At 42.8% G+C, this 13,687-nt stretch carries 9 protein-coding genes and 1 pseudogene; 3 read left to right on the top strand and 7 right to left on the bottom strand.

Annotated elements, in window-relative coordinates; translation table 11 throughout:
• From LEP1GSC194_RS09550 to LEP1GSC194_RS09580, 7 genes and pseudogenes are all read right to left on the bottom strand, one after another.
• Positions 1-386, bottom strand: a 386-nt coding sequence (locus LEP1GSC194_RS09550; RefSeq protein WP_020773404.1) for a DUF1564 domain-containing protein, incomplete at its 3' end; no start/stop codon positions are given.
• Between the two features lie 657 nt (positions 387-1,043).
• Positions 1,044-2,135 carry a hypothetical protein gene (locus LEP1GSC194_RS09555; protein WP_020773411.1) on the bottom strand — a complete coding sequence of 364 codons (1,092 nt, stop codon included), beginning with the start codon at positions 2,133-2,135 and terminating at the stop codon, positions 1,044-1,046.
• 93 nt (positions 2,136-2,228) lie between these two features.
• Positions 2,229-3,008, bottom strand: coding sequence for a GNAT family N-acetyltransferase (locus LEP1GSC194_RS09560; protein ID WP_020773407.1), 780 nt, complete (start codon positions 3,006-3,008; stop codon positions 2,229-2,231).
• A 146-nt stretch (positions 3,009-3,154) separates the two neighbouring features.
• Entirely contained in the window at positions 3,155-3,952 is a 798-nt protein-coding gene (locus LEP1GSC194_RS09565; protein ID WP_020773408.1) for a hypothetical protein, read from the bottom strand.
• Positions 3,953-4,177: 225 nt separating this feature from the next.
• Positions 4,178-4,578, bottom strand: a pseudogene (locus LEP1GSC194_RS09570) (hypothetical protein).
• A 91-nt stretch (positions 4,579-4,669) separates the two neighbouring features.
• Positions 4,670-7,414, bottom strand: coding sequence for a DNA polymerase I (gene polA / locus LEP1GSC194_RS09575; protein WP_020773409.1), 2,745 nt, complete (start codon positions 7,412-7,414; stop codon positions 4,670-4,672).
• Positions 7,411-8,517, bottom strand: coding sequence for a glycosyltransferase (locus LEP1GSC194_RS09580; RefSeq protein ID WP_020773406.1), 1,107 nt, complete (start codon positions 8,515-8,517; stop codon positions 7,411-7,413). The genes polA and LEP1GSC194_RS09580 overlap by 4 nt, the downstream gene beginning before the upstream one ends.
• Before the next feature lie 121 nt (positions 8,518-8,638).
• Between LEP1GSC194_RS09580 and LEP1GSC194_RS09585 the strand changes: the two genes are divergently transcribed.
• From LEP1GSC194_RS09585 to LEP1GSC194_RS09595, 3 genes are all read left to right on the top strand, one after another.
• Positions 8,639-9,415 (top strand): class II glutamine amidotransferase, encoded by a 777-nt coding sequence (locus LEP1GSC194_RS09585; protein WP_020773412.1) that lies wholly within the window; start codon positions 8,639-8,641, stop codon positions 9,413-9,415.
• 97 nt (positions 9,416-9,512) lie between these two features.
• Complete coding sequence (locus tag LEP1GSC194_RS09590; RefSeq protein ID WP_020773410.1) at positions 9,513-10,934, top strand: MDR/zinc-dependent alcohol dehydrogenase-like family protein; 1,422 nt, start codon at positions 9,513-9,515, stop codon at positions 10,932-10,934.
• The gene (locus LEP1GSC194_RS09595) at positions 10,927-13,386 is read left to right on the top strand and encodes a hypothetical protein (RefSeq protein WP_020773402.1); all 2,460 of its coding nucleotides are present in this window, start codon (positions 10,927-10,929) and stop codon (positions 13,384-13,386) included. The genes LEP1GSC194_RS09590 and LEP1GSC194_RS09595 overlap by 8 nt, the downstream gene beginning before the upstream one ends.
• Positions 13,387-13,687: the final 301 nt, after the last annotated feature.

The raw sequence follows: 13,687 nt of genomic DNA on the forward strand, positions 1-13,687 counted from the left end.
AGGATAGAATCTCCGACTTCGAGTTCCTCCAACCACAGAAGATAATTGAAAAGATAACAACGAGACACGCCGTGAACCTGTGCGAGGGTTCCAAAAAGAGTCCAAGTCCCTGTACTAACTCGAATGTTCACTCGTTTCATCTTTAATTTACCCGGACTGGATTGATACAAGGTTCTGCCCGCTTTTTTCCCCAGACGTTTCGTAGCAGAAAGATATTTTCCATAGGTTCTCAAAAGTTCCGGGATTTTCCTGGGGAGCAGTTTGATATCTTTTTCGGAGAAACGAGCCCAAGTATCTTCCGGAATCAAAAGAGTAACCGTTTCGGAGCGATTCTCTCCAAGAGTCGAACTGATTTTAGAATCGGAGCTAATTAACAAAGTTCCCATACCAAATACGGTTCCGGAACGGGTTCATACGGATCGGATTCGGGTGGAAAAAGAAAATTTTCTTAAAAAAATAACGTAACTCGGATGCGGCGTAAGGGAATCGGAAAATTTTTAACCCCTGACATCTGATTCTTATCCACTGACCCCTAGTATGAACTCCTGCTTTTTCTGATATCAAAATTAGCTTAATATAGAGGGCCACATCTCTGTGCGATTTAGGTTAACTGCGAAAACGAATCAGAACATCTCTTAATGCAGGTTCTTAGTAGATATAAAAGATTGTTTGCTTATTCTTTAACATAGAGAATTTCATTTTGGCTCTGTGAAGGAAAATCGAATTTACACATTTTTCAGGCGCCAATTCATTTTTCGGTCAGTAATTTTTCGATTTCATTGACTCTATGATACATTATTTAAAAATGGGAAAATTCAGAATCAAATACATTCAATAAATTAAATATAATAAAAAATGAATTTTTTATTATCAAACTGAGTTTGGTATAACCGATGTGAAAACGATTGAAGCGAGATCAACAAATTGGAACGACAAAAAAATCGTTTTTAGAGCGACGCAAGAGATCCAATGTCTCGCTCGACAAGGAGAAATATTGAGTTGCGGAAAGCGCGGAAAAAGTAAACTGGTTTTAGAACAAATTCTTATTTTAAAAAACCGTTTTCGGTATTTGGATAAATTTGAGAAGCTATGATAAAAATAAAAACGCTGACGGCGATACCCATCGACGCAAGTAATACATCCTTTCCGACCTTTCGAAACGTTTCCAAATAAGGAAGATCCCTAAAAGTCATAAAGTTAAGAATGATTTCTCGACCCGCGAGCATTCCCAAAAACACCCAAGTCGTTGACATGGGCATTTTACTCCATTCGTGAAAAACGATCAAAATCGTACCGTAGACCAAATCCACGATTGTCGCGGCCTTGGACCATTGAATGTCCGATTTTTCCGTTACGATTTCCTGAATGGTTCCGCCGTTGGTATAAAGGATGATTCCCAGAGCGACAACGAGCATCGCGATTGCGAGAATGAATTCTAAGATGGAAAGTTGTCTGGGAAGATAAATTACGATATTTGCCGCGTCTTGACGCAACCAAGCGATCCAAAGATAAATCGTAGACAACCACTGAAAAAGCGCCCAACGTTTTTCACTTCTCGGATCGGGAACGTGGTCTTCGGTATATTCTTTGGGATCAACTTTTACCAAAATCCCCCAAACGAAAATCGCAACACCGAAAGCGATTCCATATCCGAAAAAGGATTTGGTGAGCATCTTTTCGATATTATTTCCACCGAAAAGTCCGAGGATCAAAAAGGTCGTGGAAATAGGGGATTTCAATCGAGTGATCACAACTAAAATCAACGGAGCTAAAAGTTGTATGAGATTGAATTGCCTAACTTCCGGAAAACTTTCCAAACGTCCGAAATGAATTTGGGAATCGTTCCAAATCCAAGCGCCTAAAAAAATGACGACGACCGTTCCGCCTAAAACGGCTAACTTCAGAATCCAGTGGACGGTTCTTTTACTTTCTATAAAAGTCCCGACCGTTTGTACTGCGTCGTTTCCCGCGACGGAAAATGCGCTGATAAAAAAGGCAAACCAACCTAAATAGTAAGCAGGAGATCCGAATTGATAAGCGACGACCATCAGAATTCCCGCAGTTGCAACCAAAGAATAGAATCTGATTTGGTCTAGAATACTAGGATGCTGAAAATCTATTTCATTTTGTTTCATCGGAAAAGATATCTCTAAGCGGGCGCTTAAAAAGATATTAATAAAACGCCGGAACTCCCGTCAAGGGGGTTCCGGCACGGCTTAAAGATCGTTTTAATCCAGAAAATGTTTTCCGTATTTGGATTCTATATCGCGAAGATCAAAGAGGATGAAAAAGTCTATGGTTTTAAAAATCTTATCCAAGGCGGGAGTTCCGCAAATTTTAGAACCCGCTCTAATGTATCCTTTGATCAAAGCCGGAATTCTTTTGTAAACGGACTTTATATCTTCCACTTGATAGTTCGGATCGAAATCCGGAATTTCAAAACCGGGAAGAGGTGTTACGTCAAATTCCTTTCCTACAAGAACATCCTTATCTTTTAAATAAGCATAAACTTCGTTAGCGGATTGTGCGTCTGTATGATGAATGGAACCGCAACCGAAAAGGTATCTAACGTGATGTTTCTGCATATACGCCCCGAGTCCGGCCCAAAGCATCGAAATCACGGATCCGTCCCTGTATTCCGGATGAACGCAGCTCCTTCCGATTTCCGCCGTTTCCGCGTGCAATTCGTAAATCTTAGTGATATCGAATTCGTTGTCCGAATAAAAACCTAAGTTTTGTTTCGCAACGGATCTGCGAAGAATTCTATATGTCCCGACGATCTTATCTTCGCGGTTTTTATCAATCACGATCAAATGATCGCAAAAAAGATCGTATTCGTCCCTGTCTTTGCGGGTCGCGGCGGATTGAGGAAGTCCTTCCCCCAATTCGAGATTGAAAACTTCATAACGAAGTGCGAGAGTACGTTCGATTTCCAACTGGTTTTCGGCGATCCGAACTTTCAGTTTGCGTTCCGCTCTTACTCGGTTGTCTACGAAATTTGTTCCCATAACAACTCCTTCGGTTTTGGATTGTGTATCATCTTATTCGTTCTTTTTACGATCAGATTACATAGGAAATAAATTTCTGTGACTTGAAACGCGATCCATAGAGAGTCGCGGCACTCAAGTTTCCTCCGCGCGATCGTAACGGTCCGTTATGATTTCGTAACACTCAATTTGATCGTATCTAAAATCTTGCCGACTTTTTTATCGAACTTCTTATTGAAGACGAAAACGTTCAAAGTTTTTTCCAAAAATAAAATCATCTCAACCGCCTTCCATTCAAGAGTGTTTTTATGATTTTGAATTTTACCCGAATGAAGATAGGTTGAAATCTCGCGAATAGACTCGTTTTTAAAATCCCTTCTTAGGGCGATAAACAAAGCCTGAGCTTCCGGAGTGAGGAAACTAAATTTTTTCGAAAATAAAACGGCATCGTGAAAGTACTCGGGACGAATTACGGCGCCGTTCAATCGAAGAGATAAAATTAAAAATCCGATAAAGTCGGAAATCTGATGAAAAATTCCGAGCCCCGGAACGTCTTGTCCGGGATACAAACGGGATTTATCCATCGATAGAGATTTCGGATGACGTGTCTGCAACCAATTGATGATAAGATATTTCTCTTTAAAGAAGTAATCGTTGATCTCCAACCTGTATTCTTGAATACTCAAACGAAGATGTAATAAAATTTCCTTATCGGAAATTAAAACGAGTCTTTGAAAATCCTGACCCATACCTGAAATTTCAAGTTGGATTTTTTGATAACCTTTCTTCCGAATCTCGGGGAGAACTCCGGTGATCTCCAGTAACTCCAGAATACTCTCTCTCGTTAAAGAATTGAAAAGATCGCCCTTTTGAAACGAAAAGATCGAATTGTCAACGGCGCCCGTTAAAAATTCGTCATATACAAAATCGAAAAATCTAGGATTATTATAGCTCGACTTAGCCATGCGGAGGATCGAAGACTTTTAAAACGAAATCTTCCCGATTTATCAATATCTTTCATTACTTCTTTTTTTCAAGGAGAATCCCTAGATTGAAAAATAATAGAGCTGCCCGAAAAATTAATTCTTCATCCGTTTCATGGAAACGGTCGATTGAAGCGGTTTTGTTAATCTGAACTTACGGAGTTTTTCAATAACTCTAAGGATTCAAAATCGAGGCCGAACGGAATCTTATAGAACGAATTTTAAAACTAAGTTCGGAGCTTCCACTTGAGGATAATGACCGATTCTCGGAAGTTCCACAATGTCCGCGGAGGAAGAAAGTTCTTTATATCGTTTTACAAGATGAGCGCCACTTACCGGATCTTCCATACCGTTGATCATTCGAATCGGAATCGGAGAGTTCAGTATTGCGCCTACCCAACGTTCTCGGTTTGTTTTCCTTTCTTGAATGTATCGGATCAGCTTATGAGCGATTTTCGTTCCTCCGTTCGAAGAGACCAATCGAAAGAGGCGGTAGGAAAACCGTGAATCAAAAGTAGATTTTCCCCGTTACCCTCTTCTTTTAAAAAAATTTTCCGATTTTGATATGAAACGTAAAAACCCGACTGTTTCCATTCTTCCAAGTTCATATTACAGAATAAACCTATCCGTGATTTTTCTCAAATTTTCCGCTGAAATTTCAAGGTTTTTTGCGGAAGAGGGAAGAAATTCCGACAAATTCTAATGAGCCTCGTCCCAGTTCACTCCGAATTTTCCTTCCACAAGAATCGGAAGATCCAAAGGCATGGCGGTTTCCATGTATTTTTTCATGGACGCTTTGAATTCATCCTTTTCCTTTTTGTGGACTTCGAAAACCAATTCGTCGTGAACCTGTAATAACATTCTGGATTTATAATGTTTTTTCCGGATATCTTCGTGAATTTTAATCATCGCGATTTTGATCATGTCCGCGCTCGTTCCCTGGATCGGGCTGTTGATCGCGATTCTTTTAGCGGCTTCTTTCGCGGATTTGTGAGTACTGTTGATATCAGTAACGGGACGACGACGTCCGGTTAACGTTTGTACGTAGCCGTTTTTTTCGGCGAACTCCACCATAGAGTCCATATAACTTTTCACACCGGGATACTGTGTCATATAACGTTCTATGAAGGACTTCGCTTCGTCTCTCGGGATTCTAAGATTGCGGCTGAGTCCGTAAGGAGTCACTCCGTAGATCACCGAAAAGTTGACGACCTTTGCTTTGTCTCTCATTTCGTGTGTGACTTCTTTTTCGGGAACTCCGTACAAAGCGGCGGCGGTTCTTTTGTGAATATCGATGCCGTGATTGTATGCGTCGAGCATCGCAGGATCCTTGGAAACGTGCGCCATGATTCTAAGTTCGATCTGAGAATAATCCAAACTTAGAATTTCGTAGTCGCTCGATCCGACCACAAATCCCTTGCGTAGAAGTCTGCCTTCCCGATCTCGAATCGGAATGTTTTGTAAGTTCGGATCCGTGGAAGACAATCTTCCGGTTGCGGCGATCGTTTGATTGTAACTCGTATGAATTCTTCCCGTATTCGGATTGACCATCTTTGGAAGAGCGTCCACATACGTGGACTTGAGTTTGGTGTATTTTCTGTACTCCAAAAGTTTTTCGACGATCGGATGTTCTCCGACCAGTTCTTCCAAAACCTCGTGGTCCGTTGAATAACCCGTTTGGGTTTTTTTCACGATTCTCAATTTGAGATCGTCGAAAAGAATTTTCTGAAGTTCCTTCGTAGAAGCGATGTTAAACGGCCCGCCCGCTTGTCTGTGAATTTCGGTTTCCAAATGACGGATCTCGCGATCGAAATCCCGCGCCAATTCCTCGAAGTAGGGAACGTCCAAGGTGATTCCCGTCTTTTCCATTTTTGCAAGAACGGAAATCAAAGGCATTTCCATATCGCGGAGAATATTTTCCACCCCCGATTCCTTGATCGACTTTCGAAGAATTTGATAGAGTCGGAACGTAACGTCCGCGTCTTCTGCGGCGTATTCGGCGACTTGTTCCGGATCGATGTCGGCCAGTTCTTTCTTTTTCTTTCCCGTGCCGACGAGATCCTCGTAGGTGATCGTATCGTAGTTCAAAAGATCCTTTGCGAGGTCGTCCATATTATGACGTCTTCCTTCCGGCCTGAGAACGTACGAAGCGAGCATAGTATCGAATTGGATATTGTTTAACACAAAACCATGATTTTCTAATACGATTAGATCGTATTTGATGTTCTGTCCCACTTTAGGAACTTCGCTTGATAAAACCGGCCCCAGATGTTCCCGAACCTCTTCCAAACTCAACGACTTATCTTGAAATAAGGAAGCGTTGTTTTTTACGGAAACGTAAAAGCCGGTTTTTTCCTGATTGGAAAAAGAAATCCCCAAAAGTTCCGCCATAACGGGGTTAGGCGAAGTGGTTTCCGTATCGACCGAAAGAATCCTGGACTTCAACAGTCCTCTGCAAATTTTTGAAAGTTCCTCCGCGGAAGCGATCAGTCTATAAGTTCCCTTTTCTCCCGCGGGAATGGGTTTGTTTTCCGAAGTCGGTTCCACGTCCTTAGGAACTTCCTTTCCCGCCGATTTTGCGAGATCCTTGGAAAGAACGTTATAACCCTGGGATTTAAAATAGAGAATCGCTTGATCCGATTTGTAATCCGGAGTTTCGATATCTTTTTCGGTGATTGCTAAGTTAAGATCTCTTCGAATCGTCGCGAGTTGTTTGGAAAGATAAGCGTTTTCCTTTTGTTCCGCGAGTTTGGTTTTCATTCCGGGATTTTTGATCTTGTCCAGATTCTTATAAACCCCGTCCAAGGTTTTATATTCCTGGAGAAGTTTGGAAGCTCCCTTATCTCCGATTCCCTTTACGCCGGGAATATTATCCGAAGTGTCGCCCACGATTCCCATGTAATCCGTAATTTGTTTTACGTCTATGCCCAATTCTTCCTTTACCCATGCGGAATCGATTTCGACGAACTCTGTGACTCCCTTTTTACCGCGGAGCATTTTTATATTCTTCTTTTCTAATAATTGATACAAGTCCTTGTCTCCGGAAAAGATGAGAATCTCTTTTGCGGTCGCGCGGTAATTTTCGCAGAGGGTTCCGATGATATCGTCCGCTTCCTGGCCTTCCATTTTTAAAACCTTAAAACCGATGTTTTCCAGGGTTTCCATCACTTCTTTGATCTGGGGGCGAAGGTCTTCCGGCATCGGTTTTCGATTGGCCTTGTAATCCTCGAAGGTTTTTCCCCTTTCCAAAGGTCCGCCCGGATCGAATGTCATCGCGACGTGAGTCGGCGCGTAATCCTGGAGAAGTTTAAAGAGCATTTTAAAAAAACCGAATGTAGCTCCGGAGGGTTTTCCGGTTATGGAATTGGTGAGATTGGAAGCGCCGAAAGCGTAATACGCCCTGAATACGAACGCGTGTCCGTCGATGATAAGAAGACGTTTCATTCTTTTTCTCCGAAAAGTTTTTCCCCTAAAAAGGAGTAGTATGCGAGTTCCGTTTTGCGGATCGTGTTTTTGATGGAAAATCTTTTGACGGATTCCTTGTTGAAAACCCCGAACGATTTTCGGAGTTTTGCGTCGTCCATAAGAGTTTCATAATATTTTGCCAAAGACTCGGCGTCCCCCACTTCCGCCAGAAAGGCGCCCTTTTCGTGAGCCAGCATCTCTCCGATTCCTCCGCCTTTGGTCGCGACGATCGGAAGTCCCACCGCCATCGCGTCCAAAATGGAAGTTCCAAGCCCTTCTTCCTTCGAAGTCAAAGTGAAAATATCGAAAAGAGAAAGGATATCGGGGACGTCCGTCCTATAACCGGTAAAAACAACTCTATCAGAGATTCCTAATGTGTTACAAAGGCCTTCCAATTCCTTTCTGAGTTCGCCTTCGCCGACAATAAAAACCTTAAAGTTTCTGGAAGCGTCGATTTTGGAAATCGCGTTCAGGAGAGTTTTCTGATCCTTGTGATCCACGAGTGCGGCCACGTTTCCGATCACGATCGTATCTTTTTTGATCGAAAATTCCTTTTTGTAACGAGCGGGATCCGGAAGTTTTTTCGTAAAAGAGAAATCGATTCCGCTGTGAACGGTGACGGTTTTTGCCGGATCGACTCCGTCTCTAATTAGGATTTCTCGGATCTTGTCGGATACGGTCAGAAAAAGATCGTTTCGTTTCGATTTGTATTTCCAAATCGAAAATAGGTTTTTTCGAATACTGAAGTCGACTCTTCGGGAGACTATGAGTTTGGTATCGGGAAGTTTTGATTTTGCGAACAAAGCCAAAGTATGCGCCTTTGCCGTATGCGTATGAATGAGTTTGATTCCTAATTCCTGAATGACGCTCCGAATCCCGGTCACTGACGTAAAATCGAATTCGGTTTTCATATCCAACGCTAAAAACGGGAGGTTATGGTCGGAACAACGACTTTCCAAGGCCGATCCCGGTTTGCCCAGGATGAGTTGTGGGATCTTCCGCTTCTTGAGCCCTTCTGCCAGAAGTAAGAGTTGTCTTTCTCCTCCTCTCCAGCCTATTTCTGTATCTATGTGCAAAATCACCGGCTCAGTTTCCAGTTCCCTGTCATTTCTGCAAGGAATCCTTGAAAAATCACTGGACAGAAAGGTTCTGTTTTTACGAAAATTGTTCTAATATATTAAACGATATTCGAGGAAGAATGGAATGTGTGAACTCCTGGGTATGAGCGCCAATGTCCCGACAGACATCTGTTTCAGTTTGACCGGGCTCGTACAAAGAGGGGGAAAAACGGGGCCTCATAAGGATGGATGGGGAATTGCGTTTTACGAGGGGAAGGGGCTACGAGTTTTTCACGATCCGCAACCCGGTGTAGAATCCAAAATCGCGGCCTTCGTTCAAAAACTTCCGATCAAAAGCGAAACCGTAATCAGCCACATTCGTAAGGCAAACCGCGGAAAAGTGGAATTGAAAAACACGCACCCGTTCGTGCGGGAATTTTGGGGTTCCTATTGGACCTTTGCTCACAACGGACAATTCAAAAAGATCAAGGAAGAACCGCTCGGTGACTTCCGACCGGTCGGAAGTACGGATTCGGAACACGCATTCTGCTGGTTATTGGGAAAACTGAAACAGAAGTTTAAAAATCCTCCCGAGAAAGACGCGGAACTTTTCAAAACCATCCAATCCTTATTGTGGGAACTCCATCAAAAAGGAGTTTCCAACATCCTCTTAAGCGATTCCAGAAATCTATACACGTTCTGTTCCACAAAACTTTCCTGGATCACTCGAAAATCCCCTTTTGGAAAAGCCCGACTTTTGGACGCGGATCTCAGCGTGGACTTTCGAAAGGTCACGACGCCGGGAGATCGGGTCACTGTGATCGCTACTCGACCTCTTACTTCCAACGAAGAATGGACAATCTGCAAACCGGGGGAGTTTTCCGTCTGGAGAAAAGGTCGAATCGTATTTTCCAATCGGTGAGAATGGATTTGTCGGAATCCCTACAAATTCTACACTGACCGAAATTCTAAGTAACTTGAGTTCACTCAGATTTTTTGTCTAACCAAGGGTAGAAGTAATGAAAATTCAATTCTCAGCCATGGACTATCGTTCGGACGATACTTTTGAAAAAGCCGATTATCAGTTCGAAGGAAGTCTGGAAAAAGGTTGGGACATTTCCAGAAACGGAGAAGAATACCTTCATCTCGGTCCGGGTTATAAACTTTTAAAATCCAAACTCTGCGGAGTTTGTTCCACGGATCTTTCCCGAAGATTTCTTCCTTTCCCGCTGCCGCAGGTGATCGGACACGAGGTGATTGCGGAAGACGTGGAACCTCAAGGCGGAATCAAACAAAAATACGTGGTCGAGATCAACGACACGTTTGAGGCAAGAGGAGAAATTCCTTCCGATGAATTTTGCGAAGAAGGAATTCCCTCCCATAGCCCGGAAAGAAAAGTTCTCGGAATCGACAGGCTTCCGGGCGGATTCGGTCCTTATATCTTAGCCCCTCAAAACGCGGCGATCCCCTTTCAAAATCTTTCCGATAAAACCGCGGTTTTGATCGAACCTTTTGCGGCTTCTTTGCAGGCCGTTATCGCTTCTCCGCCTAAGAATGGAGACGAAGTTGCGGTCCTTGGCCCGAGAAGATTGGGAAGTCTCGTCATTGCCGCGTTAGTCGCCTTTAGAACCTTTTCGGGCATTCGATTTAAAATTTCGGCGCTCGCGAGACACGAGCGTCTTTTAAAACTTTCCCTCAACCTTGGCGCGGACCAAACGATCGATCTTAGAAAGGAAAGTTTAGAATCTCTTCAGAATCGTTTTGCGATCGTCTATGATACGACGAGTACGACTTCCGGATTTGAAAGCGCGATCAAACTTTCAAATCGAGAATTGCATCTCAAAACCACGAACGGTCAGGAAGTTTTCGGCGTCAAAAAACTCACTGAGTTAGTCGTCGACGAACTTTCGCTCTTAAAGTTCACCGATGAAAATCTAAACTTTCATTGGGAAAAAGAAAATCGTACAAACCGGACCGTCTATGTAGCGCCGAGCGTCGGTCCGATTTCTTTGCCGTCTCATTTCAAAGTATATTACGGAAGCGTTGAAGACGCGGAAAAAATCCTTCTTTCCGAAGATTTCCGGGGACAGGTTCCGCGTTTTGATTTGGGAATCGCCGGAACCGCGGAGGAAATCGATCTTTTGATTCGCCCCAATCCCCGCCACGAAAACTCGCTGATCCGTCCTAGAAGCGCGATCCTTTTCAAAGGAGAATCCGTAAAAAATCATTTATTAGAATTTTTGAATGCGGGAAAGTCGATTCATTCTTCCCGATGCGGAGATTTTCATCTCGCGATCAAACTCCTTCAGGAAAACAAAAAGGTTTCGGACGCTCTGGAGAAAAACATGATCACCCATTCTTTTTCTCCGGAAAATCTTTCTCAGGCGTTTACGACCGCTCACACACCGGAAGCGATCAAAGTAGTGATCGAGCATGCCTAATTCTTTCTCGTTTAAGGAATTGGAAACTTCTCTCGGACCGAATCTGAAAGAGGGAAAGGAAGGAGTTTGGGATCTCGATTTAAGAAATCTTAGGATTTTCACCGGGCTTTCCATCCTTTCCAGAACCTTGGGCGAAGAGGTTTTCGACCAAGTCCAAAACGGAATCGGAGACGTTACGATCTTTTATAAGATCAATCCCAATATCAATAGCGAACTTTTGAATATGCACATCGGGTATATTCAAATTTATGCAAGAGCCGGAGTGTTAAAAGACATTCTTCTTTTTAAGGAGGAATTTCAGGATCACCTAAGAACCGTATTCGGAACGTTTCAGAGACAGGTTTGGACCAAAAAAATTCATCCCGAGTTTTACGGAGAAGATCCTAAAAACTGTTCCGTGTATGCTTTGGTTTTTCCGTTTCATCACGCGAGCCCGAACGAAAACATCGACTATCAATTCATTTTGGAAAGGGTTCCGAATCAAAAAGAACCCGGAGAATTTTTCTTTCGGTTGACGGTTGAAAATTTCGATCGAGCCAACATAGATCTTACGGCGGTTCCTCACGTAATCGTGGACGATATCGGTTCGCGGATCTTCATTGCGGGAAGCACCAAAATTGCGGAAGCGATCAACAACGGAATTTTAAGCGCGGCGCAACGCGGTGAAAAATCCTACGTGGAAGAAAACCGTTCCTTCTCGAGAGTTTTTGAACAGATCGAAAAGACTCCTCTCGGTAAGTTGGATCAGATCAGTCTGTTCTGGGACAAAACGTTTTCGGACGAGATCGTTAAAACCGATCCGATCGAAGCCCTTCCTTTGTTTAAAAAGATTTTTCTTGTATTAGAAGATCATGAAATTACAAAACACCTGAAAGAGGGTTTTACGGTTCGGGTTTTACTCACGGATGACACGGTCGTTTTTATGGATCTTTCCAGACTGGATCGGGTTTTAAACTTCAGCTTCAACGCAAAAAGAACCACCCTGGATCTGAATCATTTTCTCAAACGAATGCCGATCTTGGAAAAAATCGCAAACGGGGAAAATCACCGTTTTGATTTGACGGAATTTAACGTTTTTCTAATACACCATATCACTTCCGAAATCGTGGCTTTGATTGAAACTTTCCGCAGGCTCGGCTCCAAACGGCTCACCGTAGCCTTCGTAAAATACGGAGGAGTGGTTCCGTCGGCTTATTTGGACGTTCTTCTCGACGTTCCCACGGATCATTTTTTTATGTCCGGTCTTCAATTGAAAGTGGGGCCTAAAAATAAAATCTATTATTCGGTTTCCCCTCTTTATAGCGATTCCTCCGAACTCAAAATTCTCTACGATCGATTGGAAGCGGAAAAGTTGGGTTTCTTTGACGCTATGAAACTTCTTTCCGGACATCTTTTTTTGAACCTCCTTTTGGATTCGTTTCAAAAAAACGAAAGAACGATCTTAGTCGAAGACGGGGGTTACGTGGCTCCTTTTTTCAACGAGTTTGCTCTTTCCGGTAAGGACGTTGAATTTCTCTGCAAGCAATATTCCGTAAAAAGAGAAACTCCGAAAATGAAGGCGAGCGAATTTCTCGCACGAACGTTAGTCGGCACAGTAGAACACACTCGAAACGGATACGATAGACTCAAAGGCGTCCAAGATAAAAATCAAAAACTTTTTTTGCCCGCTTTCTCCATCGCGATTTCCGATCAGAAAGTTAAGGAAGAATCCAAAGAGGTCGCGTACTCCATTCTCAACGCGATCGAAACGATCTTAAACGGACAAGGAATGATTCTTTCTTCCAGAAAGATTTTAATTCTCGGGGCAAAAGGAAACATCGGTTCTTTTTTATGCAAATATTTAGAATCCAGATTGCACGAAACCAATCAAGATTTGGTACAAGTGGATCTCAAAGTTTCCAAAGCGGAAAAACTCCTCTACGGAACAATCGATGAAATTCCAAAGGAAGAATTTCTTTCCAGGGACTTGATTCTGGGAGTTATAGGAAACTCGATCCTAAAACAGAAACATTTCGAAGATCTGATTCTCAACGGAACCAAATCGAAAATTCTAATCGTTTCCGGTTCGACAAAAACCGCGGAATACACGGATTGGATTGATTGGATCGATAGACTTTCTTTTTCGGAAGATAAGAAGATAGGCGCTTATCCGATCCGAATGGAGTTCGATCGGATTTTGGATCCTCAATCCGGTATCGATCAAGGCGGCAAGGTGACTTTCCTTTTTTCAAAAGACGGTGAAGAAATCGAAAAGACGTTCTTTTTGTTAAGCGACTTGAGCCCGATCAACTTTTTATTCTACGGCGTTCCGACCGAAGGAATGGATGCGATCATCGGACAACTCGCGTCGGCCGCTTTGGGTATGGCGGATCAATCTAAAAAAGGAAAGATGCTCGCTCCCGGACTTTATGCAGTGGATCATCAAATCGATTGTTGGGGAAATTTAATCTGAAAGAACATTGTAGATCAATCGGGATTTAAAATTCAAACAAACGCAAGTCCAAAATCGATTTTGAATATACTTTTGCAAAAAATTGAATGGACAAATATTATACCGAGGTTCGGTTTAATCCGAAAATTTCCGGATTTTTTCAACGCGAATGATCGTTACATTGATTTAGAGAGAGTTCGATTTTAAAAAAGATGAGTTCGGTATAACAAATGCGAAAGCGATTGAAGCAGAAATTCCGAAGGAATTTTCGCGTAAAGCGCGGTCCGGCCTGTTAAGGCCGGATTCGCCCAAACTTTCTTAA

Source organism: Leptospira alstonii serovar Sichuan str. 79601 (assembly GCF_000347175.1).
Lineage (GTDB): Bacteria > Spirochaetota > Leptospiria > Leptospirales > Leptospiraceae > Leptospira > Leptospira alstonii.